General features: G+C 71.8%; 22 protein-coding genes and 2 tRNA genes. 8 read left to right on the plus strand and 16 right to left on the minus strand.

Going from position 1 to position 21,260, the window contains the following annotated elements:
* Positions 1 to 41 precede the first annotated feature (41 nt).
* A complete protein-coding gene (locus QM621_RS10045) occupies positions 42 to 1,334 on the plus strand; it encodes a condensation domain-containing protein (RefSeq protein ID WP_414990243.1) in 1,293 nt (430 codons plus the stop codon).
* Here QM621_RS10045 and QM621_RS10050 read toward each other — a convergent pair.
* The 3 genes from QM621_RS10050 to QM621_RS10060 all read right to left on the minus strand — a co-directional run bounded on the left by QM621_RS10050 (position 1,328) and on the right by QM621_RS10060 (position 4,740).
* Positions 1,328 to 2,251 (minus strand): cation diffusion facilitator family transporter, encoded by a 924-nt coding sequence (locus QM621_RS10050; protein ID WP_414990244.1) that lies wholly within the window; start codon positions 2,249 to 2,251, stop codon positions 1,328 to 1,330. The two genes, QM621_RS10045 and QM621_RS10050, sit on opposite strands and share 7 nt — an antisense overlap.
* A gap of 263 nt (positions 2,252 to 2,514) precedes the next feature.
* A complete protein-coding gene (locus QM621_RS10055) occupies positions 2,515 to 4,092 on the minus strand; it encodes a hypothetical protein (protein WP_414990245.1) in 1,578 nt (525 codons plus the stop codon).
* Between the two features lie 27 nt (positions 4,093 to 4,119).
* Positions 4,120 to 4,740, minus strand: coding sequence for a hypothetical protein (locus QM621_RS10060; protein WP_414990246.1), 621 nt, complete (start codon positions 4,738 to 4,740; stop codon positions 4,120 to 4,122).
* Between the two features lie 214 nt (positions 4,741 to 4,954).
* Between QM621_RS10060 and QM621_RS10065 the strand changes: the two genes are divergently transcribed.
* Positions 4,955 to 6,085 (plus strand): AAA family ATPase, encoded by a 1,131-nt coding sequence (locus tag QM621_RS10065; RefSeq protein ID WP_414990247.1) that lies wholly within the window; start codon positions 4,955 to 4,957, stop codon positions 6,083 to 6,085.
* Between the two features lies 1 nt (position 6,086).
* On the plus strand, positions 6,087 to 7,343 hold the full coding sequence (locus QM621_RS10070; protein ID WP_414990248.1) for a DUF2201 family putative metallopeptidase: 1,257 nt from the start codon (positions 6,087 to 6,089) through the stop codon (positions 7,341 to 7,343).
* 318 nt (positions 7,344 to 7,661) lie between these two features.
* Here QM621_RS10070 and QM621_RS10075 read toward each other — a convergent pair.
* The 5 genes from QM621_RS10075 to QM621_RS10095 form a co-directional block, all read right to left on the minus strand.
* Positions 7,662 to 7,734 (minus strand) — tRNA-Ala (locus QM621_RS10075).
* 41 nt (positions 7,735 to 7,775) lie between these two features.
* Positions 7,776 to 8,624 (minus strand): hypothetical protein, encoded by an 849-nt coding sequence (locus QM621_RS10080; protein WP_414990249.1) that lies wholly within the window; start codon positions 8,622 to 8,624, stop codon positions 7,776 to 7,778.
* Positions 8,625 to 8,726: 102 nt separating this feature from the next.
* Positions 8,727 to 9,326 (minus strand): GNAT family N-acetyltransferase, encoded by a 600-nt coding sequence (locus tag QM621_RS10085; RefSeq protein WP_414990250.1) that lies wholly within the window; start codon positions 9,324 to 9,326, stop codon positions 8,727 to 8,729.
* 4 nt (positions 9,327 to 9,330) lie between these two features.
* On the minus strand, positions 9,331 to 10,788 hold the full coding sequence (gene glp, locus QM621_RS10090) for a gephyrin-like molybdotransferase Glp (protein WP_414990251.1): 1,458 nt from the start codon (positions 10,786 to 10,788) through the stop codon (positions 9,331 to 9,333).
* A 37-nt stretch (positions 10,789 to 10,825) separates the two neighbouring features.
* Positions 10,826 to 12,166, minus strand: coding sequence for a UTP--glucose-1-phosphate uridylyltransferase (locus QM621_RS10095; RefSeq protein ID WP_414990252.1), 1,341 nt, complete (start codon positions 12,164 to 12,166; stop codon positions 10,826 to 10,828).
* 22 nt (positions 12,167 to 12,188) lie between these two features.
* Here QM621_RS10095 and QM621_RS10100 point away from each other — a divergent pair, with 22 nt between their 5' ends.
* Positions 12,189 to 12,779, plus strand: a complete 591-nt coding sequence (locus tag QM621_RS10100; protein ID WP_414990253.1) for a 5-formyltetrahydrofolate cyclo-ligase — start codon at positions 12,189 to 12,191, stop codon at positions 12,777 to 12,779.
* A gap of 2 nt (positions 12,780 to 12,781) precedes the next feature.
* On the opposite strand, the gene QM621_RS10105 is transcribed toward QM621_RS10100, so the two are convergent.
* Complete coding sequence (locus QM621_RS10105) at positions 12,782 to 13,822, minus strand: hemolysin family protein (protein WP_414990254.1); 1,041 nt, start codon at positions 13,820 to 13,822, stop codon at positions 12,782 to 12,784.
* Positions 13,819 to 15,225 (minus strand): hemolysin family protein, encoded by a 1,407-nt coding sequence (locus tag QM621_RS10110; RefSeq protein ID WP_414990255.1) that lies wholly within the window; start codon positions 15,223 to 15,225, stop codon positions 13,819 to 13,821. Before QM621_RS10110 ends, QM621_RS10105 begins: the two co-directional genes overlap by 4 nt.
* Positions 15,226 to 15,356: 131 nt before the next feature.
* Between QM621_RS10110 and QM621_RS10115 the strand changes: the two genes are divergently transcribed.
* Genes QM621_RS10115 through mscL form a run of 3 tightly spaced genes read left to right on the plus strand, consistent with a single transcriptional unit; the run spans position 15,357 to position 16,732 of the window.
* Positions 15,357 to 15,587, plus strand: a complete 231-nt coding sequence (locus tag QM621_RS10115; protein ID WP_414990256.1) for an FmdB family zinc ribbon protein — start codon at positions 15,357 to 15,359, stop codon at positions 15,585 to 15,587.
* A gap of 51 nt (positions 15,588 to 15,638) precedes the next feature.
* Entirely contained in the window at positions 15,639 to 16,238 is a 600-nt protein-coding gene (locus tag QM621_RS10120) for an SAF domain-containing protein (protein ID WP_414990257.1), read from the plus strand.
* Positions 16,235 to 16,732, plus strand: a complete 498-nt coding sequence (gene mscL / locus QM621_RS10125; protein ID WP_414990258.1) for a large conductance mechanosensitive channel protein MscL — start codon at positions 16,235 to 16,237, stop codon at positions 16,730 to 16,732. Before QM621_RS10120 ends, mscL begins: the two co-directional genes overlap by 4 nt.
* Positions 16,733 to 16,789: 57 nt before the next feature.
* On the opposite strand, the gene QM621_RS10130 is transcribed toward mscL, so the two are convergent.
* The 4 genes from QM621_RS10130 to QM621_RS10145 form a co-directional block, all read right to left on the minus strand.
* Entirely contained in the window at positions 16,790 to 16,960 is a 171-nt protein-coding gene (locus tag QM621_RS10130; protein ID WP_414990259.1) for a hypothetical protein, read from the minus strand.
* A gap of 148 nt (positions 16,961 to 17,108) precedes the next feature.
* Positions 17,109 to 17,181, minus strand: a tRNA-Arg gene (locus QM621_RS10135).
* A gap of 45 nt (positions 17,182 to 17,226) precedes the next feature.
* A complete protein-coding gene (locus QM621_RS10140; protein ID WP_414990260.1) occupies positions 17,227 to 17,718 on the minus strand; it encodes a PGPGW domain-containing protein in 492 nt (163 codons plus the stop codon).
* A 58-nt stretch (positions 17,719 to 17,776) separates the two neighbouring features.
* Complete coding sequence (locus tag QM621_RS10145) at positions 17,777 to 18,466, minus strand: metal-dependent transcriptional regulator (protein WP_414990261.1); 690 nt, start codon at positions 18,464 to 18,466, stop codon at positions 17,777 to 17,779.
* Between the two features lie 117 nt (positions 18,467 to 18,583).
* Between QM621_RS10145 and QM621_RS10150 the strand changes: the two genes are divergently transcribed.
* Entirely contained in the window at positions 18,584 to 19,288 is a 705-nt protein-coding gene (locus QM621_RS10150) for a hypothetical protein (protein WP_414990262.1), read from the plus strand.
* A 13-nt stretch (positions 19,289 to 19,301) separates the two neighbouring features.
* Here the strand turns inward: QM621_RS10150 and QM621_RS10155 are convergent, their stop codons facing one another.
* Together QM621_RS10155 and QM621_RS10160 are read right to left on the minus strand one after the other, a co-directional pair.
* Complete coding sequence (locus QM621_RS10155) at positions 19,302 to 19,838, minus strand: RNA polymerase sigma factor (RefSeq protein WP_414990263.1); 537 nt, start codon at positions 19,836 to 19,838, stop codon at positions 19,302 to 19,304.
* 124 nt (positions 19,839 to 19,962) lie between these two features.
* Entirely contained in the window at positions 19,963 to 21,255 is a 1,293-nt protein-coding gene (locus QM621_RS10160; protein WP_414990264.1) for a vWA domain-containing protein, read from the minus strand.
* Between the last annotated feature and the right edge of the window lie 5 nt (positions 21,256 to 21,260).

Here is a 21,260-nt window from a genome sequence, read left to right on the forward strand (position 1 = left end):
ACTCCTTCACTCGTGGACGTTCCACCCGCTACGGTACGGGTATGCGGCTGACCAATGTCGCCCATCTGCGGCTCCCCTTCGGTCGGCTGTGGGGCTATGACGTCGCCGCCACCCCGACCGACCGCCGCCTTCCCGTCTCCTTCGACCAGCGGCGGCACGTCGGCGCCGGGTCGCGCGGCGGCTCCTGGATGGCGCTGTCGTTCCGGCTCGCCGCCCCCGTTCCCCGCGAACGGCTGTCGGCGGCCTGGCTGGCCGTCGTCGCCCGGCACGGCACGCTGCACTCGGCGTTCACGCCCGGCGACGGCGGCGAGCCGGTCCTGGCCGAGGTGGAGATCGCGCCCGGCGCGTGGGTCGAGCACCCGATCGGCGCCGGCCAGGCGGTCGAGGCGGCCCTGCGCGAGGTGCTCGACCGATCCTGCGACCCGTACAACACGCCGTCGCACCGACTGTGCGTCGTGGAGACGGCCGCCGGTCCTACCGTGGTCGTGGCCGCCGACCACGCGCACGTCGACATGTGGTCGATGCTGGTGATCGCCCGCGACCTGCTCGCCGCGCTCGACGCGATCACCGCGGGCCGGACCCTCGACCGCACCCCGGTCCCGGCCTTCGCCGAGCACACCCGCGCCCTGCGCGACCGCCCCCTCGCCCCCGAGCCGATCCGCCGCCGCTGGGCCGAGATCCTCGCCAGCAGCGGCGACGTCATGCCGCGCTTCCCGACGCCGCTGGGCGACGCGCACCCCCAGCCCGAACGGGTCGAGGTGCGCGACGTCTTCGACGTGCACAGCTCGGCCGCCTTCTCGGCCGCCGCGAAGGCCGAGGGCGTGTCGACGCTCGCGCTGGCCGTCGCGGAGATGACCGAGGCGACGCTCGCGCTCGCCGACTCGCCGCTGCGCGCGGTCTTCCCTGTGCACAGCCGCTACGACGCCACCTGGCACGACTCGGTCGGCTGGTTCATCACCAACTCCGTGCTGGAGTCGGCCGACCCCGCCCCGCAGGCCGCCGCGGCCGCCGTGCGCGAGGCCATCGCGCTGGGGTCGTGGCCGCTGGAGGACCTGCTCCGGCCGTGGGGCGGCATGCCCCAGGCCCCCGGCATGTTCGCGATCTCCTGGCTCGACCTGCGCCGCCTGCCGGTGCGCGTCGACGCCGCCGCCCTCGACGCCAGCTACGTCGGCGCGACGATCCGCACCAACGGCGTGATGCTGTGGTTCATCCTCGACGAGTCCGGCCTGCACCTGCGCTGCCGCTACCCCGACACCCCCGACGCCCGCGAGCACGTCGGCGGCTGGCTCGACCTCCTCGTGGCGCGCCTGCAGGGGCGGGCGGCGCCTCAGTGATGCAGATGGCCGACGGGCTCGGTGTGGCCGGGCGACTCGATCTGGAAGGTGGAGTGCTCGACGTCGAAGTGCTCGGCCAGGCAGGCGCGCATGCGGTCGAGCACCGCCTGTGACTCGTCGAGCCCGGTGATCGACGCCTCCACGACGATGTGCGCGCTCATCACCGGCATGCCGGAGGTGATCGTCCAGACGTGCAGGTCGTGGACGTCGGCGACGCCGTCCATGGCGAGCAAGTGCCGACGCAGCTCGTCGAGGTCGAGGTCGCGCGGCGTGGACTCCATCAGCACCTCGCCCACCTCGCGCAGCAGCGAGGCGGCGCGCGGCACGATGAAGACGGCGATGAGCAGCGAGGCGACCGGGTCGGCGGCGTGCCAGCCGGTCGCCCAGACGACCCCGGCCGAGACGAGCACCGCCACCGAGCCGAGCGCGTCGCCCATCAGCTCCAGGTAGGCGCCGCGCACGTTGAGGCTCTCCTCGGCCCCGGCCCGCAGCAAGAACAGACCGATGACGTTGACCGTCAGTCCGACGGCCCCGGCGACCAGCACGGGCGCGGCGTCGATGTGCGGGGCGTCGCCGAGCCGACGGACCGCCGACCAGACGACCCAGGCGGCGACGCCGAGCAGGACGAGTCCGTTGGCGCCGGCCGCCAGCACCTCGGTGCGCTGGTAGCCGAAGGTGCGCCGCGACCCGGGACGTCCGCCCAGCTGGGCGACGGTGATCGCCGCCAGCGCCAAGACGATGCCGATGACATCGCTGAGCATATGCCCGGCGTCGGCCAGCAGCGCGAGGCTGCCGGTGAGCATCGCGACGACCGCCTGCACCAGCAGCACCGCGACCGACATCGCCAGCACGAGGACCAGACGTCCCCGGTGCGCGACGCCCGCGCCGGCATGGCCGTGATCGTGTCCGTGACCCATGCCGACACGCTACGTCCGCCACCGCTCCCCCGGCCACCGTCTGTCCGCCACAAGGACGCCGACGACAACCGTTCCCGTCCCCTCGTGGCGGCAGATCCACCAGTGCGGCTTCGCCGCCCTTGACCTCGGCTGTGATCGGCTCCTCGAATCCTTCTCCGCCGTCCTCGACGAACGAGTGGACGCAATGGAGCGCTGCGGGAACAGGCGACCACGGGCGGAGAGGCTGATGAGCGTGAACGCGCCGGCGCGCCGGTTCGGGGTGTTCAGGAGAAGTGCCGATCCAGCTCCTCGGCCTCCGCGCGCGCGATGATCTGCTCCATCACGCCCGAGCAGGGAACCCAGTGATCGCCGCAAAAATAGGTCGTCACGACGCCACCCTCACCGTCACAGGTCACCCGGCAGGGACGCTCGTCCTCGCGCTGTGTGTCCTCGACGACGTACACCCGACCGGCCCGGTCGAAGTTCTCGCCGAAAAGGTGCGGCCACCACGAGGTGCTTTCGTGGTGGTACAAGGGGTCGAGGCCGTAGTCGGACAGGTGCAACGGCTCGCCGTCGTCGTCGGGGAGGAGCGTGTCCGGTTCGACCGGTGGCCGCGCCATCACGTAGGCGTCGAGATCGTCGAGCGAGTCCACGCCCTCGCCCAGCGCGTCGAGCACCGCCTCGCGCCCGCCCAAGATCTCCAGCATCACCGCGAGGTCGGTGCGCGTCGCGGTCCCCGGCGGCAGCTCCTTCGCCTCGCGACGCTGCCGCACCTCCCGGTACAGCACGAAGATCTCATCGATGTCGAGCCTCGGCCTGTGCACGCCATGACGGCGGAGCGCTTGAAAATGCCGGTACTCCGGCAAGCAGAGGGTGTCAAACCACCGGACGAGAGTCCGGGCCATGTCGACGACGGGACGGTCGAGGCGTTCGGCCAGACGGGTCACCTGCTCAGGAGCCATCCCGCCGTCGAGCGCGGTGAACACCGTGGGCAGCGTGAGCCCGGCGGACAGCCAGAACTCCCACTCGTCGGTGCTCCCCTTCGCCTTCGCGTCGGACCGCAGCGCCAGCCAGACGGCCGCCTCGACGGTCGGACGCAGGCGCAGCAGCCGGGCCAGCCGATCCTCGTCGACGTCGCCGTAGACCATGACGACGTAGAACTCCGCCGTCAGCGGCTCGCCCACGATGTCGACGAACCGCGCGAACCGGCGCAGCTCGTCGGGGTGGACGCCGCACGCCCACAATTCGGCGAGCGTCTCGGCCGACGCGAGCCGCGACGTCTCGGGTCCGCAGGATGGAACCGGCGGCGAGGCGGCCCGTGCGGCCTCGGTCAGCGCGGCCTCGGTCAGCGCGGCCAGATGCCCGACCGGCACACGGCGCTCCCACTTCATCGAGGGCCTGCCGTGCAAACCCGGCATCCGACCCCGCCCCGGCCGCGGCGGAACGAGGACGAGCGCTTGATGCTCGGCGCCGAGCACGTGGTCCCACACCGCCTGAGCGTCGCCGACGGGATCGTGGCCCGGCCTGTAGCGGCTGAGAGCCCGGTAGCAGCAGGATTTCCGCTGGGCTGGAGCCAGATCGATCTGTCCCCACCTCCCCACCTCCATGGACGGACGCTCCTGTCGCGTCCACAGCGGCAGGGCCTCCCGGAAGACCGCGACCGCCTCCTCCACCAGGTCCACGCACGACCGGTAGCCGCCCAGCGCGGCCGCCGCCCGCTCGGCGTCGGCATCGTGCGGCGTGGTCACCGTCCCGTCAGGCTCGACGACGACGCGATGCGGCGGTCCCGGCTCGGCCTGCGCCGAGGTCGTGCAGGGCACCTCGAAGACCAGCGGCCTCGCCCACACAGACTCGGTGTCCATCGTCGCCCGCCTCCTCCTCCGGCCCCGTCACGATTCCATCACAGGCGCTGTCGGAACCCCACGGGAGGATGCGCCGATGACGAACGCGCGCCGACCGGCGATCCTTGAGCTATGCGCGACCTCTCCCCCGGCGAGCCGGACGTCGAGTTCCGCCTGCCCTGCCTCGGCGGCGCGGCGGGCGAGACGACGCACCCGGTGGCCGTCCACGCCGACTGGTCGGTGACCACGCCCCACGATCCCGAGGCCGAACGCGTCGCCGAGGCGTTCGGCGGCGGCCCCTCCTGCGTGACGCGCGTCGAACGGCTGGTCGCCGCGTTCCGCGCGTCCTGGGAGGTGGCCACCCGACGCGCCCGCGTCCCGCTGTCCGTCGACCGAGGCGGCAGTTGGCGTGTGGCCGCCGGGCACGCGCTGCCGGGCTGCTGTCGCGACACGCTCTACGGCGACGCCGCGGCGGCCGCCAGCCACACTCGCTCCACGACGCATCTCGCCCGGTGGCGCGCGATCCCGACGACCTATCTCACCGCCTTCCTCGACGCCGCCGAGCGCGCCTGGGGACCGCACGACGACCTGCCTCCGGTCGACCCGGAGGTCGCCGGCCTCGTCCGCGAACCCGACGGCGCACGCGACCTCTGGCGAGCCGGCGTCCACCCCGACGACCTCCCGGAGCTCGCCGCCGTCGGAGCCGCGACCCGCGCGCCCCTGCCCGTCGGTTTCTACCTCGGTCGGACCTGGCCGTCATGCTGGAGATCCTCGGCGACCGGCACGCCGTCGCCCGAGCGGTCGCCGCAGGCGCGCGCACCGCCGACGACCTCGCCCCTCGCACCGCCGCCCGCCCGACGCCACCCCGGAGGTCCCGACACCCATGACGATACGAACACGCGCCGCCTACGAGCACGCCCTCCAAGCCCTGGGAATCTGCGTGTCAGCGCGCGTCCCGGTGCTGTTGTGGGGCAATCCGGGCGAGGGCAAGACCGCGGCCGTGGAGTCGGCGGCCCAGACCGGCTGGCTGGTCGAGACGGTCATCATCACCCACAGCGAGCCGTCGGACTTCGCCGGTCTGCCGGTGATCGCCGACGGCTCGGTGAGCCTGGCGCCGCCGGCCTGGGCCACCCGGCTCGCCGAGCACGACGGGCCGTCCATCGCGTTCTTCGACGAGTTCAGCACCGCCTCCCCCTCGCTGCAGGCGGCGGCGCTGCGTCCGTTGACGCACTACGAGGTCGGCTCGTTGCGACTGCCCGAGAGCGTCTCCTTCGTCGCCGCCGCGAACCCCTCCGACGTGGCCGCCGCCGGGTGGGAGCTCGCGGCGCCCACCGCGAGCCGCTTCGTCCACCTGGACTGGTCGATGCCGTACGAGGTCTACGCCGAGGGCCTCGTCACCGGCGTGTGGCCCGCGATGCCGGTCCATGCCGAGCCGGACGGGTACCGCGCCGCCCTCGACGACGAGCGGGTGCTCGTCTCCGGCTTCCTGCGGGCGCGGGAGTCGCAGCTCAGCGTCATCCCGTCGAACGCCGAGGAGCGCGGCCGCGCCTTCCCCACGCCCCGGACCTGGGACTACGCGGCGCGTCTCGCGGCGTTCGCCCGCGCCGTCGACGCCGACCCCGAGGTGCGCCGCCTGCTCGTCACCGGCTGCGTCGGCGCGTCGGTCGCCCACGAGTACCTCGCGTGGAGCGACCGCCAGGATCTGCCCGACCCCGAGGCGCTCTTGGCCGACCCCGGCTGCTTCGACTTCGAGGGCCTGCGCGCCGACCGGGTGTTCGTGACGCTGCAGGCGGTGCTCGGCGCGTACTCCCGTCAGCCCTCCCCGGAGCGCTGGGCGGCGGCGGTCGACGTCTGCGCGCGGGCGGCCGAACAGGCCGGCGTCGACCCCGCCGTCCCGGTGGTCCGCTCCCTGATGCGCCCCGAGGTCCGGCCGGCCGGCTCGCTCGTGCCGTCGTCGGTCACCGTGTTCGTCCCGGCGCTCGCGCTCGCCGGGCTGCTCCCCGGACCGGCCTGAGATGGACTCGCGCAAACTGGCGGCGGCCAAACTGTGGCTGGTCAGCGCGCCGACGACGCCCGGCGGCGCGGACGCCCCTCGCGACCTCCCGTATCTGTCGCACGCGCTCTACGCGCTCATCCCGGTCGCCACCGACGCGGTGACGACCGTGAGCTGCGACGAGTGGTGGCGGGTCTATCTCAACGAGGCGTGGCTCGACACGGCCACGGTGCCGGAGGTCGCGGCCGAGCTGGCGCACGTGACGTGGCACCTTCTCGCCGACCACGCCGAGCGGGCGCGCGACCAAGACGTCGACCGCGGCGTGGCCCCCGCGTGGGAGACGGCCTGCGACCTCACGGTCGCCCACACGCTCTCCCCCGACGCGCTGGCGCCGGAGCGGTTGCCGAACGCCGACGGCGAGGACCTCCCGTCGGGACGCTCCGCCGAGGAGTATTTCGCGATGATCTCCGGGCTGTCGGCCGAGCGGCCCGACAGTCCGCCCGACTCCTGGTGGTCCGCCGACGGCTGCGGCAGCGGCGCCGACGGACTCCTCCGACCGCACGAGGTCGGGCCCGACGCCGACCTCGGCGCCGTGTCGGTCCACGAGGCGGCCGAGATCCGGCGCATGGTCGCCGTCGAGTACCGCAAGCACGCGTCCCAGCGCTCGGACACACCCGGCGACGCGCTGCGCTGGGTCGCGCGCGTCCTCGAGCCCGAAGTCCCGTGGGAGCCGCTGCTGTCCAGCTCGGTGCGACGCGCGGTCGGTTGGGCGGCGGGGCGCGGCGACCACACGTACGCCCGGCCCTCGCGCCGCACGGCGTCGCTGCCCGGGGTCGTCCTGCCCGGACAGCGCCGTCCGACGCCCCGCGTGTCGCTCATCGTCGACACCTCCTCCAGCGTCGACGACCACCTGCTGGCCCGGGCGCTCGGCGAGGTGGACGGGGCGCTCCTGGCCCTCGGCGTCCCCGGCGCGCAGGTGACGGTCTACTCGGTCGACGCGGCCGTCCACACCGTGCAGAAGGTCCGTCGCGCCCGCGACGCCCGGCTCGTCGGCGCCGGCGGAACCGACCTGCGGCTGGGGTTCCGCGAGGTCGAGGCGGAGCGTCCGCGACCGGACGTCGTCATCTGCCTCACCGACGGCGACACCCCGTGGCCGGCCACGCCACCGCCCGGGGCCGCGGTGATCGTCGCGCTGCTCGGCCGCCGGGGCGACGAGCTCCCCCCGACGCCCCGCTGGGCGACGCGGGTCGAGTGCCTCGTGGACGACCGCTGGACGTGAGGCCCGGTGGCCGTGGCGCGGACGAAGCCCCGGCTGAGGCGCGAGCGAGGAAGGCCCCACCCTCGTGAGGGAGCATAGGAGGCTCCTTCGCTCGTTCCACGCTCCTCCTCGAATCGCCATGTTTGATTCATGGCCGGAGGACCCCGCACGAAACGAAAAACTGGAGGGCCCCGCTGTATCAGCGGGGCCCTCCAGCCATGGGTGGAGCATAGGAAACTCCGCCATCCTCGCTCCGCTGCGGTGGCTCCCCGAATCGCTAGGTCATATAACGAAGAAGAGCTCCACCCTCGTTCCTCGGGTGGAGCTCTTCTTCGTTAGTGGAGCATAGGAGATTCGAACTCCTGACCTCTTCGATGCGAACGAAGCGCGCTACCAACTGCGCCAATGCCCCCTGCCGCGAACGGCGATCCTGAGTTTAACACTCAGACGAACTCAGTGGCCGACGGCCCTCCGCGAACCATGCTCGCCCGGGGCGGCGGTGACGTCGTCAGCGGCGGAAGCGCCCGTGAAGTCGACGGTGCGGACGGTGCGCGCCAGCGCCGGGGCAGGCTTGCGGATATATGTCTTGTGCGTGACGGGCAGGGGGTCCCACAGCGTCACACCCGTGGTCGAGACCGTCGTGGCGGCGACGAGCAACTGCTCCTCCAGCGCACTCGGGTCGAGCGGCGCCTCTTCCATCACGCGCTCCCTGTCCGGCTCGAAGTCCTCGAACTGATGCGAGACGATCACGGTGTCCTCCTCGTCGGCGGCGGTCTTTCTGGCCGCCTTCTCCTCTGGCACCCCGGCCGCGGACTCCTTCTCCACGACTCCCTCCGATACGGGTGTCACCGGTGAGACGGACTTCAAACCGTCCCATGACGGCACTATCTCAGATTTTTTTTCATCTGTCCCCAGAATCTCTCCGCGGACCTGGATTCGGCAAGCCACCAGCCACGCCGTCAACAGCACCGCGGGGACCGCGACCCAGGTCCGGCCAACCACGCTCGTGGCCGCCAACAGGACCGTCGCGGCCAGCAGCGCGGCCAAGGCGAGGAGCACACGGCGCCGACGACGCGCGGCCGACCGCGCGGCAGGACGCTCGACCGCCTGGACCGGCTCCGGCTCGGGCTCGACGGCGGGACGCTTCCCGGGACGCTGGATGACCCGGCTCAACGAGGTGAGCGACCCCAACGAGGACGTGGTGCTGGCCTCGTCGTAGCGACGAAGCACGAGCGGCACGACATAGGCCACCCACATGATGACGACGACGGCGAAAACAACGCCACTGGCTCCTCCGGACACGCCTTCACCGTACCGCAACTTGGGTGAAAGGTGGTAACCCCTGAGGAAATTGGGGCAAAAAGTTTCTTGTGTGGCTCGTGTGACTAAGGAATCGGTAAGAGATCAACGCTCTACCGGCGTGTCGACTCGATCGATCACCCGACCCCGCACGTCCTCGGACAGCAGCTGGAAAAGCCGGTGGTCGGCCCACGCCCCGTCGATGTGCAGATACTTCGGAGCCAGGCCGATCTCGGTGAAGCCCAGCCGGCGCACCACCGCGAGGCTCGCGTGGTTCTCCGGGCGGATCGCGACGTCGACCCGGTGCAGGCCCGCCGCGCCGAACAGGTGGTCGCACACCAGCGCCACCGCCGTGGGAGTGATCCGGCGACCGGCGTGGTCGGCGGCGACCCAGTAGCCGACGCTCGCCGACTGGGCCGGGCCTCGGCTGATCATGCTGGCCGTCACCTGGCCGACCATGCGTCCGTCCCATGTCGAGACGAACGGCATCCACTCGCCCCGCTTGGCCTTGCGGCGCAACGCCCCCACCATCTGCCGGTAGGTCGTCACCTGTTGCGCCTCGCCCGGCGGCAAGGTGGCGTCCCACGGCGTCAGCCACTGCTGGTTCTCGGCGCGCAACCGCTCCCAACGGGGGACGTCAGAGCGACGGATCGGGCGGACGCCGATCCGGCCGTGCGTCAGCGCGACGTTCCACGGCGACGACATGCCGCTAGAACGGCCGGTCGAGCACCAGGGTCCGCACCGTGTCGCCCTTGTTGAGCGCCGTCTCGTCCTCGCCGACGACGACCAGCGCGTTGGCCTGCGCCAACTGCGAGATCCGCAGCTCCTCCGAGTGCGGCACGGGCGTCACCCTGGCCCCGCGATAGGTGACCTCGAAGACCGCGGGCACGTACTGCCGGCGCCCTGGGAACGACTCGAGTCCGGTGGTCAGCACCGCGTGCACCATCGGCCGCCGGTAGGGCGAGCGCCCCATCAGCCGGCGCAGCGCGGGCAGCGCGAACACCTCGAAGCTCACATAGGCCGCGACGCTGTTGCCCGGCAGCGCGATGATCGGCTTGTTGCCGTCGGACACCTTGCCGAAGCCCTGGAGTCGTCCCGGGTAGAGGCCGACCTCGCTGAAACGCGCCTCGGCCACCCGCTGGAGGGCGCGCCGCACCGCGCCGCGATGTCCCTGGTCGATGCCGCCGGAGGTGATGACGAAGTCGGCGCGCACCAGCTGGTCGCTGAGCACCCGCTCGAACTCCGCGCTGTCGTCGGGCACCGGCGGCGAGGCGTAGGCGATGGCCCCGGCGGCGCGGACCGCGGCGGCCAGCATGGAGGTGTTGCCGTCGAAGGCCGAGTCGTGCGACATGTGCGAGCCCGGCTCGCGCAACTCGCCGCCGACCGAGATGACGACCACGCGCGGACGCGGACGGATGCCGACGCGGTCGACGCCGAGGGCCGCCAGCAGGCCGATCTCCCGGGGGCCGAGCACCGCGCCCGCCTCGACCGCCTTCGTGCCGACCTTCATGTCGCTGCCGGCCCGCAGCACGCCCTGGCCGACGCGCGGCTCGACCCGCACGCCGATCCTGCGCTGCCCCTGGTCGGCGTGCGATCCGGGGATCACGCAGTCCGCTCCGGTCGGCAGGGGCGAGCCGGCGGTGATCCGCGCGGCGGTGCCCCGGCTGATCGCGAACGGACGCGACACTCCCGGCTGCACCTCGCCGGTGATCGGCATCGTGACCGGCATCGTCTCGGTCGCCCCGGCCGCGTCGAGCGCCGCGACGGCGTACCCGTCGACCAACGCCTGGTCGTAACGGGGCAGGTCGATCTCGCTCACATGGTCGTCGTAGACGGGCAGTCCGATGGACTCCACCAGCGGCTGCGGATACGGCGCCAGCGGGCCGATGCCCCGCAGCACGTGCTCGAGGTGGTCCTCGACGGTCAGCATCCCGTCGGGGATGCTCTGCGCACGCGGCCGGGCGACCTCGCCGGGCCGCGGGTGCGCGACATGGCGTCCCTCGCGCGGCGGAGGGTCGACCGGCGGCGCCGGCTGCTCCTCGCGGGCTGCGGGCGGCTGCTCGTCGGACTCGGCCGGAGCCGTCTGCGCCACGGGCTCGGACACCACCGGCTCCGCAGATCGCGACGGCCCGGAGCCCGTCTCGTTGTCGCTCCCCTCTGAGACCATGTCGCTCAGCCTAATACCGCGTGCGTAAAACCGGCGGCTACGCCCCGAGCGCGTCGCCCTCGAGCACGACGTCGCCGCTCAACGCGACCTCCTCGCCGAAGGTCCAGTCGCCCCGGACCGTCAGCGACGTCGCCGCACGCAACGAGGGCACGTGGTGTACCCGGTCGTCGAAGTCTGCGATCGTGCCGAAGAAGCGCTTGTCGAGGTCGACCAACGGCGGATCGACGACCGCGGACACCTGGAAGTCCTCGCCGATCTCGTAGACGTCCGAGCGCAACAGCATCAGGTCGTTCGTGGTCTTGACCGGCAGGAAGCGCGTCCGGTCGACCTCGATGGCGGTCGCGCCGTCGAAGATCTCGACGGCGGCGCCCATCGCCGACTCGATCTGGATCACCTCCGGCGAGTCCGGCCGGGTCGGGTCGACGGTCTTGACGTTGCGGATCAGCGGCAGGCCGAGCACGCCGTGGCGCGCGTCGAGGGTGTCTTTGAGGACGCGCAGGTCGAACCAGAGGTTGTTGGTGTGGAAGAAGCGGTGCCGGGTCAGGTCGGCGGCCGCCGCAGCGTCCTCGGCCGGGGTCTGCGCGGTCTCCCGGAGCACGAGGCGTCCGTCGTCGCGGCGCACCACCAGATGGCCGCCCTTGACGTCGGCGGGGGTGCGGCGGCACACCTCGGCGGCGTAGGGCGCGCCGGACGCCGCGAACCAGGCCATCATGCCCGGGTCGGGCGCCGCGCCGAGGTTGTCGGAGTTCGACACCGTCGCGTAACGGAATCCCTGGTCCAGCAGCAGGTCGAGGATGCCGGAGGTCTGCAGCGCCGTGTAGAGGTCGCCGTGGCCCGGCGGACACCACTCCAGCTGGGGCTCGTCGGGCCAGTCGACCGGGGTCAGGTCGTCGGCGCGCAGCTTCGGCTCGGAGTTCTGCAGGAAGTAGAGCGGCAGACCAGGCGTCCGCAGCGACGGGTACACCGCGAGGGCCTTGAGGGTGTCCTCCTGGGTGCGGAAGGAGTTCATGAAGATCAGCGGCAGCCGCACGCCGTGGGTCCGGCGCACGTGCTTGACCTGGCCGGCGATGACGTCGAGGAAGGACAGCCCCGGCGCCACCGGCAGCAGCGATTTCGCCCGGTCCATGCCCATCGAGGTGCCGAGCCCGCCGTTGAGCTTGATGACGACGGTCTGGTCGGCGGCGCGACGCAGCTCCTCGGGGTCGGTGTCGAGATGGGCGGCGTGGTCGATGCCGGTCAGCGGCTCCACGTCCGCCTCGGCGATCATGCCGGTCGCCCCGGCCTCCAACTGCCGGTAGAAGTGGCTGAACACGTCGATGGCCTGCTGCGGCACGCCCGCGTCGATCATGCGTCGCTGCGCTGCGGTCAATCCGTCCATCCGGACACGATAGCGTCGCGGTGTGGATTCCGAGCGCGAGCGGACGTCGAAAGCTGCGTTGCGTCGCACGGTCCTGGCCGCCCGTCGGACGCGCGACGGCGCCCGGCGGGACGAGATCGGATCGCTGCTGGCCGCCCACGCGGCGGCCGAGCCGGTGCTGGCGCGGGCGCGCCGGGCGGCGGTCTATCTCGCGATGCCCGACGAGCCGCCCACCGACGCGATCATCGACAGCCTGCCGGGCGACGTGCTCGTGCCGCTGACCCGGCCCGAGGGCCGTCTCGACTGGGTCGCCCACGACCCTTCCGCCCCGCTGCGGCGCTCGGCGCTCGGCGTGCCCGAACCGGAGGGAGAGCCGCTGCCCGGCGACCCGCTGGCCGAGGCCGACGTGGTCTACCTGCCCGCGCTGGCCGTCGACCTCCACGGCGTGCGGCTCGGCCGGGGCGCGGGCTACTACGACCGCGCGCTCGCCGCGCTCGACGACGCCCCACGCCGACCGCTCACCTGCGCCGTCGTCTTCAGCGACGAGCTCGTCGCCCATGTGCCCGCCGAACCGCACGACCGCCCCGTCGACCTCGTGCTCACCGAAGCAGGCCTCTTCCGCCCCTCCCCTTAAAGTCAGGCGGGACGGTCCGTGGCGCGGACCTCGCCGACGAGCTCCTCCAGGACGTCTTCCAGCATGACGACGCCGACGACCCGGCCCTCGGCGTCGGCCACACGGGCCATATGCGAGCCGCGCGCCTGCATCAGACGCAACGCGTCGAACAGGCTCGCGCCGACCGGGACCGTGACCAGCGGGCGGACCCACTTGTCGGCGATCACCCGCTCCCGCGCGCGCGCCTCGGTCTCCAGCGCGTCCTTCACGTGCAGATAACCGCCCAGCGCGCCGTTGCCGTCACGCACCGGGAAGCGGGAGAAGCCCGACTCCGCGCAGGCGACCTCGACGTCGGCCGCCGTCGCCGTGCGATCTATGGTCACCAGCACGTCGGTCGGCAGCAGCACGTCGTCGATGGACCCGCCCTGGAACTCCAACGCGCCCTGCACCAACTCGTACTCGTCGTCGTCGAGCAGGCCCTCGCGCCGCGACTCCTCGACCAGATCGGAGACCTCGTCGTGGGTGAAGGTCGACGCCACCTCGTCCTTCGGCTCGATGCGCAGCAGCCGCAGCGCCGCGTTGGCGACCGCGTTCAGCGCGATCACCAACGGCTTGAGCACCGCCACGACCGCGAGCATGAACGGGCCGAGCACCAGCGACGCCTTGTCGGGCGCGGCCAGGGCCAGGTTCTTCGGCACCATCTCGCCGATGACGACGTGCGCGTACACGACCAGCGTCAGCGCGATGGAGAAGGAGACCGGATGGACCAGCACGTGCGGGACGCCGACCTGCTCGAAGGCCGGCTCCACCGCGTGCGCGATGGCCGGCTCGCTGACCGCGCCGAGCAGCAGCGAGCAGATCGTGATGCCCAACTGCGCCGCCGCCATCATGAGCGAGATGTTCTCCATGGCCCGCAACGCCAGCTTGGCGGCGCGCGAGCCATGAGCGGCGGCGGGCTCCAACTGGGTGCGGCGCGCCGAGATCAGCGCGAACTCCGACGCCACGAACAGCGCGTTGAGCGCCAACAGGACGACCGTGACGGCCAGGCCGAGCCACAGGCTCATCGCGCCTCCTCCCCGTCGGCGTCAGCGCGTCGCGGCCCGGTGACGATCCGCGACGGCGGGGGCGGGTCCTCCGCGGTCATGGTCACCCGGTCGACCCGGCGTCCCTCGACCCGCTCGACGGTGAGGCGCACCGGCAGCGGCTCCGGCTCGTCGTCCTCGTCCTCCGGCGTCGGGTCGACGGTGATCGTGACGGTGTCGCCCCGCTCGGCCAGACGTCCCAGCTCCTGCACCACCAGGCCCGCGATGGTCTCGTAGTGCGGTCCCTCGGGCAACGAGACGCCGGTCTGCTCGAACACCTCGTCGGGGCGCAGCAGGCCCGACAGCGACCAGGTGCCGTCGCGCCGGTGACGACTGGCGGCGTTCACCCGGTCGTGCTCGTCGGCGATGTCGCCGACGATCTCCTCGACCAGGTCCTCCAGCGTGACCACGCCGTCGGTGCCGCCGTACTCGTCGAGCACGACCGCCATCTGCATGCCCTGGTCGCGCAGCAGCGTGAGCAGCGGGTCGAGCTCCAGACTGTCGGGCACGGTCACGGCAGGCGCGCAGACGTCCTCGATCCGGGTGGCCCGGCGACGCTCGACCGGCACGCTCACCGCGTGCTTGACATGCACCACTCCGAGGACGTCGTCGGGGTCGCGGCCGATGACCGGGAAGCGCGAGTGGCCGGTCGAGCGGGCCGCCTCGATCACCGCCGCGACCGGCTCGCGGCCTTCCAGGAAGGTCACCCGGACGCGCGGCGTGCGGACGTCCGCGGCGGTGCGGTCGCCGAAGGTGATGCTGCGGGCCACCAGGCGCGCGGTGTCGTCGTCGATGGCGCCCTCCTGCGCCGAGCGCAGCACCAGCGAGCGCAGCTCCAACGGCGAGCGGGCCGAGTGCAGCTCCTCTTGCGGCTCGACCCCCCACGAGCGCAGGATCGCGTTGGCGGTGCCGTTGAGCCAGCGGATCGGCCAGGCCGTGACGACCGTGAACCACCGCTGCGGCAGCTGGGTCCAGCGGGCGGTGGCCATCGGGACCGCCAGCGCGATGTTCTTCGGGATGAGCTCGCCGACGAGCATGGTCGTGATGGTACTGACGGTCAGCGCGGCCGCGTAGGAGGCGACGCTCAGACCGCTTCCCGACAGCCCGGCCGACTCCAACGGGCCGTGCAGCAGACGGCCGATGGCCGGCTCGGCGAGGTAGCCGATGGCGAGGTTGGTGATCGTGATGCCCAGCTGCGCGCCGCTGAGCTGCGTCGACAGGGTGCGCAACGCCTTGAGCGTGCCGTTCGCGCCGGGGCGGTTCTCGGCCGCCGCCCGCTCGACCGACGCGCGGTCGACGGTGACGAAGGAGAACTCCGCGGCCACGAACAGGCCGCAGGCGAACATGAGCAGGACGGCGACGGCGAGGAGGACCAGCTCGGTCATGAGCGCGGCGCCCCCGTCCGGCGCGCGGAGTCGTCAGGAATGTGAAGGGGATGGACAGGGCCGGTACTCGGAGGCTCGTTCACAATGCGGCCAACTGTACCCTTGCACGGCAACGTCCAACGAGTCATCGAATGCCGGAGACAACAGTGCCCACCTACCAGTACCAGTGCACCGAGTGCGGGGAAGCGCTCGAGGTCCAGCAGTCCTTCAGCGACGACGCCCTGACGGAGTGCCCCGCGTGCTCGGGACGCCTGCGCAAGCTGTTCAACGCGGTCGGCGTCGTGTTCAAGGGGTCGGGGTTCTACCGCACCGACAGCCGGTCGGGGTCGTCGAACGAGTCGTCGTCCAGCAGCTCTTCCTGAGCCTGTGGATAAGTTTCCCCGCGTCGCGGCGTTCCGTCCTAGCCTGCCGGCATGGAACGCATCGACCGACTCGTCTTCGCCCATCGACGCCTGCTGACCGCCGTCTGCGCGGGCCTCGCCGTCCTCTTCGCCCTGAACGCCCGCGCGCCGGGGAGCGACACCCGGCCGGCCGTCGTCGCCGGCGACGACCTCGCCGCCGGGTCGGTGCTGACCGGCGACCAGGTCCGCGTCGTCGACCTGCCCGCGTCTGCGGTGCCCGAGGGAGCGGCGGCGTCGGTCGAGGAGGTCGTCGGGCGGTCCCTGGCCGGGCCGGTGCGCGACGGGGAGGTGATGACCGACCGGCGGGTGGTCGACGCCCGCGACCTGTCCGGCTTCGACGTCGAGGACCCGGCACTCGCCACCGTCCGGGTGAGCGACCCCGCCGCGCTGCGGGCGCTGCGCGTCGGCGACCAGGTCGACGTGATCGCCGTCGACCCTCAGGGCGAGGAGGCACCGACGACCGTCGCCGAGGGCGTCACCGTCGCGGCGCTGCCCGACGCGCAGGACGCCGAGGACGCCCGCGACGCCGTCGGCCTCGTCGCCCCGAGCGAGACCGCCGCCGCGCTGGCGGCCGCAGGGCTGAGCGGCGGCCTGACCCTCGTGGCCAGGTGAGCCGACACGACGGAGCGCACGCCGCCGGGGCCGCCCCGGTCGTCTACGGTGGGAGACGAGTCGGGACCGGCCCGTCTCCCTCCCTCAAAGGAATCGACATGCTCAAGGGTTTCAAGGACTTCCTGCTCCGCGGCAACATCGTCGACCTCGCGGTCGCGGTGGTCATCGGCACCGCGTTCACGGCGCTGGTGGCCACGTTCACGTCGGCGTTCATCGAGCCGTTGCTCGCCACCATCGGCGGTTCCGACGCCGCCGACGGCCTGGGCTTCCGGATCCTGGAAGACAACGCCGCCACCTTCGTCAACGTCGGCGGCTTCATCAACGCCGTCATCACCTTCGTGCTGACCGCCGCCGTCGTCTACTTCGTGATCGTGGTCCCCATGGCCAAGCTCAACGAGCTGCGCAAGTCGGGTCAGGAGCCCGAGCCGGAGAACGTCTCGGAGGACATCGAGCTGCTCCGCGAGATCCGCGACGCGCTGAAGTCGCGCGGCTGACCCTCCACCACCACGGCGACGGGCTCCCTCCTGATCAGGAGGGAGCCCGTCGTCATGTCAGCCGTGATGGGGCGGGACGTCGCGGAGGAGTTCTTGGTCGCGACCGCCGGGGCCGGAGCGATCCCCCCATCCCTCGTCGGTGTCGTCGCGCGTGCCGGACGGTTCGAGGTCGCCCAGCAGCTCCGCCGCCCGCCGCAACCGCTCGGCCCGCTCTCGTGCTTCCGTCATCAACGCCTCCTCGACGTGCTCTCGGCGGAGACCGCAGCCCGGCTCGCGCCCTCGGCTGGGCTCCGTCACTCGCAGAGCGAGCGACGGAGCCCACGCGACCGACCCTCACCTGACGCGAGCCTCAGCGCCTGCGGTCGTCGACGACTCGTGCCCTCGGCTGGATTCGAACCAGCGGCACCCGCTTTAGGAGAGCGGTGCTCTATCCCCTGAGCTACGAGGGCGGGGACGGCCGGAGCCGCGCGACGAGCGTACCGGCTCGGCCTGGCTCAGCCGGAACGGCCGGGGCGAACTCGCCAGCGCCACACGCTGTAGCCGAGCAGCGCCCACGCCGCCGACCCCGAGACGGCCAGTCCGAGGCCGACCCCCCAGCCGGCGGCCGGCAGCTCGGGGCCGAAGCCGACGCCCAACACGGTGAACTCCGGAATCGTCGGCGACCAGCACCACAGGACCCCGGTGGCGAACAGCCACAGGCCGCCGAGAAAGCTGACGATGATCCGTGGAATCGTCGCGACGCTGTACTTGGCCGCCTCGACCGCCCGGAACTGCAGCGGGTCCAGCACGCGCCTCGCCCACGCGTAGTGTCGAGCCAGGAGCGCCACCCCGCTGACGAGCCCGATCATGCCCGGGCCGGGCAAGGGCATCATCAGCGCGCCGACGACGACGAGAATCCACCCCAGGGTCAGACTGCCGACCCCCAGGAACCAGACGTGCAGCCGCGACCAGGTCGACGGTCTCTCCGGCGCCCGTCCCCCCGTCATCGCGTCAACCTCCGCATGTCGTCGGCTTGTCTCACCGGCGCGACCCGAACGACCGGCGTCACACCGAGACGAAGATGTGGACCGCCGCGTCATTGTCGATCTCGGCCGACTCGCCCTGACGCGCCACCACGACGCCGTCCTGGCCTCGGGTGACCAGCACGTCGTTGCCCGGCAGCGCGCCGACCCGGCGCAGCACCGACATGACCTGCGTGTCCTTCTGCACCTCTTCGGCGATCCGGCGCACCACGAGGCGGCGCGGCTCGTCCGCACTCCGCACCGCCCGCGGCAGCGACTGGACGCCGTCGAGGAACTCGCTCTCGTCGACCTGCTCGCCCAACTCGGCCAGACCCGGGATCGGGTTGCCGTACGGCGACTCCGTGGGATGCTCCAACAGCTCGATGAGCCGACGCTCGACCTGCTCGGAGATGACGTGCTCCCAACGGCAGGCCTCCTCGTGCACGTACTCGAACTCCAGCCCGATGACGTCGGTGAGCAGCCGCTCGGCCAGGCGGTGCTTGCGCATCACGCGAGTGGCCAGCTGCCGTCCTTTCTCGGACAGCTCGAGGTGGCGGTCGCCCTCGACGGTCAGCAGACCGTCGCGCTCCATGCGCGCCACGGTCTGGCTCACGGTCGGGCCCGACTGGTGCAGACGCTCGGCGATGCGCGCGCGCAGCGGAACGATGCCCTCCTCCTCGAGCTCGAAGATGGTGCGCAGATACATCTCGGTGGTGTCGATCAGGTCGCTCACGCGGGCCATTGTTCCATGGACGTGGCTAAGCGTGCCCTCACCTGGCCGACGAGTCGGTGACGAAAGCGCGTCGAGTCGCTGACGACACCGTGACGGGGATCGCCTACCGTGGCGTTCATGGTGACGATCCCGGCGCAGTTCAACGGGCCTGACCACTCCGGCAACGGCGGTTATGTGTGCGGCCTGCTCGCGACGCAGCTCCCCTCCGACACCCCGGTGACGGCGACTTTGCACATGCCGCCGCCGCTCGACACGCCGCTCGCGTGGGAGCGCTCCGGCGAGGAGGTCCGGCTGGAGTCGCACGGCGGCACGATCATCGGACGCGCCTCCCGGGGCGGCTTCGACCGAGCCGCCCTGCCGAGCCCCGACGCCAAGCGGGTCGCCTGCGGCCTGGCCAACTACGCCGGACACCACCACCATCCCTTCGACCGCTGCTTCACCTGCGGACCGGCTCGTGAGGAGGGCGAGGGGCTGCGCATCTTCAGCGGCGAGGTGTCGGCCGGGTGGACGGCCGCGCCCTGGGATCCGCATCCGGCGATGGCGGTCGACGGAGTGATGCCGACGCCGGTCGTCTGGGCGGCGCTCGACTGCCCTGGCGGCTGGGCGGCGGACTTCTGCTCGCAGCCGATGGTGCTGGGCCGGATGACCGCGCAGGTGTTCGCGCCGGTCCCGGCGGGCCAGCGCCTGCACGCCAGCGGGCGGCTCGACGACCGCCGGGGCCGCAAGTTCTACACCTCGACCGCCCTGCACACGCCTCAGGGCGAGGTGGTGGGGCGCTCGGAGCAGATCTGGTTCGAGATCGACCCGGCCCGGTTCGGCTGAACGGGCGGCCGAGTCAGCCTGTCGCGCGCCGGACCGCCTCGGACAGCTGCGAGCGTGCCCGGTTGATCCGGCTCTTGACCGTCTGCACGCCGACTCCCTGATGCTCGGCGATCTCGGCGTAGGTCAGATCGCCGTACTCGCGCAGCACCAGCGCCTCGCGGAAGTCCTCTCGCACCTCGCGCAGCGCCGCGGTGACGAGGTCGCGGTCGTCGACCTGCCCCGTCTCGTCGGCACTGATGAGCAATCCGGCGACGTCGGCGGCGTCGACCGGGACCGACCGGCGCTTGCGACACACGGCGATGGCCGCGTTCGACGCGATCCGATAGCACCACGTGCTGAACTTGGCGTTGCCACGGAATTTGTGGATGTTCTGCCAGGCGGCGATCAACGCGTCCTGTAGGGCGTCCTCGGCGTCGAGCGGATCGGCGGTGACGCGCAGACAGACCGACCACAGCAGGTCGCGGCTCTCGTTCACCAGCTCGGTGAAGGCCTCGGCGTCGCCCGCGCGCGCCCGCTCCACGAGCGCGGCCTGCTCACCTGTCACCGTCATGGCCTTCCCGTTCCCCCCGTCGGACGGCCTCAGTATGTCCTATACGACCGGCCCGCGGGTTAACCCGCCGAGAAGATCTCAGCGCGTGTCCGTGCCGAAGCCCGCCCGATAGTTGGCGCTGCCCTCACCCGACGCAGACAGAGCCTTCTTCGTTCCTGATGTTCCAGCCGCGGTAGGCCCCGATGTTGTAGTCAGGGCCGCCGCCCGCATCTGCATTGATATCGATCGGACGCATACACCAGCCCGCTTCCGCCAGATCGACGTCGATCTCATCACGACGAACGCAAGCCGCAGAAGTGTCAGCGGGGTCCGTCCCGCCACGGCAGGTCATGTACGTCTCCCAGTACTCGTCGATCAGCGAGGCGATGGCGGCCGACGGATTCTCTGAGTCAGCGATTGGCGGCGCGGGCGCCTCCGCCTCCTCAGGTGCTGGCGGGGCACACCGACAGAGGATCACTTGGGTGATCGGTCCTGAGAGCTGACCGTCTTCGGAAGGAGTGAAAGCGATCTTGTACCCCGTACCGGTGGACTCATCAGCTACATAGGTGACAGTGCCCTGCTCAGGGACTGACGGACTATCCGCGAGCCCGTACAAGGCCTCCGCCTCGGCGACGTCGTCGCCGATCCCCACACCATCGATCGTCCGCATGTCCTCACTATCGGAGACCACCTGAGTGAGCACACCATCGGTGAACACCAGCGTGCAGTCCACATAGACCACCTCAACCGTCCCCGACGCGGCCACCTCGCCCAGTTCCTCGCCCGCAGCCTCCGCCGCCAGCGTGGCTTCCTCGACCGTCATCCCCGGCGCCACACCCCGATAACCAGCCGGCTGGATCGTCGACGCCGCCCACTCCGGATCCAACACCGCCGGAAGACGCGCCTCCAACTGAGCCGGATTCGCCGCGTCCAACGCGAGCCCACCCGTCTCAGCCGCCACACAGTCCAACTGCTCCGTCGCGACCGCGTTCCCCGCCGTCTTGAACCCCACCGTGTGCACCGTGACCCCGTCCAAGGACTCAGCGACCTCGCACGGGTCCTCGCCCAGCCCCTGGGCGCCGCAATGGTCCTCGCCGTCGGACACGATCACGATCGCCCGATCGCCCTCGTCCGGAAGCTCAGCGGCGGCCGTCCGCAACGCCTTGCCCATCGGCGTGAAACCACGCGGCGCCACCTCGCCGACCGTCGAGACGAACTCGTCCTTGTCCAACGGACCAAGCTCGATCAACGTCGACACGTCCTCACAACCCGCCTCCAACTCCGCGTCCGACGTGCCCGTCCCCGTGCCATAGACGACCAGACCCAGCTCATGGGACTCCGGCAACGCCTCCACCAACGACGTCACCGCCGCCCGAGCCGCCTCGAAACGCACACCCGGCGCGTCGTCGGCCAACATCGACGCCGACGCGTCCAACACGACCA

Origin of the sequence: Aeromicrobium sp. (assembly GCF_047606445.1) — a bacterium.
GTDB lineage: Bacteria > Actinomycetota > Actinomycetes > Propionibacteriales > Nocardioidaceae > Aeromicrobium.

Excerpts from the sequence above, each read along its gene's own strand:
- QM621_RS10045 (WP_414990243.1), top strand. The coding sequence starts at position 42 with ATGCGGCTGACCAATGTCGCCCATCTGCGGCTCCCCTTCGGTCGGCTG.
- QM621_RS10050 (WP_414990244.1), bottom strand. The coding sequence starts at position 2,251 with ATGGGTCACGGACACGATCACGGCCATGCCGGCGCGGGCGTCGCGCAC.
- QM621_RS10055 (WP_414990245.1), bottom strand. The coding sequence starts at position 4,092 with ATGGACACCGAGTCTGTGTGGGCGAGGCCGCTGGTCTTCGAGGTGCCC.
- QM621_RS10065 (WP_414990247.1), top strand. The coding sequence starts at position 4,955 with ATGACGATACGAACACGCGCCGCCTACGAGCACGCCCTCCAAGCCCTG.
- QM621_RS10070 (WP_414990248.1), top strand. The coding sequence starts at position 6,087 with ATGGACTCGCGCAAACTGGCGGCGGCCAAACTGTGGCTGGTCAGCGCG.
- QM621_RS10085 (WP_414990250.1), bottom strand. The coding sequence starts at position 9,326 with ATGTCGTCGCCGTGGAACGTCGCGCTGACGCACGGCCGGATCGGCGTC.
- glp (WP_414990251.1), bottom strand. The coding sequence starts at position 10,788 with ATGGTCTCAGAGGGGAGCGACAACGAGACGGGCTCCGGGCCGTCGCGA.
- QM621_RS10095 (WP_414990252.1), bottom strand. The coding sequence starts at position 12,166 with ATGGACGGATTGACCGCAGCGCAGCGACGCATGATCGACGCGGGCGTG.
- QM621_RS10105 (WP_414990254.1), bottom strand. The coding sequence starts at position 13,822 with ATGAGCCTGTGGCTCGGCCTGGCCGTCACGGTCGTCCTGTTGGCGCTC.
- QM621_RS10110 (WP_414990255.1), bottom strand. The coding sequence starts at position 15,225 with ATGACCGAGCTGGTCCTCCTCGCCGTCGCCGTCCTGCTCATGTTCGCC.
- QM621_RS10115 (WP_414990256.1), top strand. The coding sequence starts at position 15,357 with ATGCCGGAGACAACAGTGCCCACCTACCAGTACCAGTGCACCGAGTGC.
- QM621_RS10120 (WP_414990257.1), top strand. The coding sequence starts at position 15,639 with ATGGAACGCATCGACCGACTCGTCTTCGCCCATCGACGCCTGCTGACC.
- QM621_RS10130 (WP_414990259.1), bottom strand. The coding sequence starts at position 16,960 with ATGACGGAAGCACGAGAGCGGGCCGAGCGGTTGCGGCGGGCGGCGGAG.
- QM621_RS10140 (WP_414990260.1), bottom strand. The coding sequence starts at position 17,718 with ATGACGGGGGGACGGGCGCCGGAGAGACCGTCGACCTGGTCGCGGCTG.
- QM621_RS10150 (WP_414990262.1), top strand. The coding sequence starts at position 18,584 with ATGGTGACGATCCCGGCGCAGTTCAACGGGCCTGACCACTCCGGCAAC.
- QM621_RS10155 (WP_414990263.1), bottom strand. The coding sequence starts at position 19,838 with ATGACGGTGACAGGTGAGCAGGCCGCGCTCGTGGAGCGGGCGCGCGCG.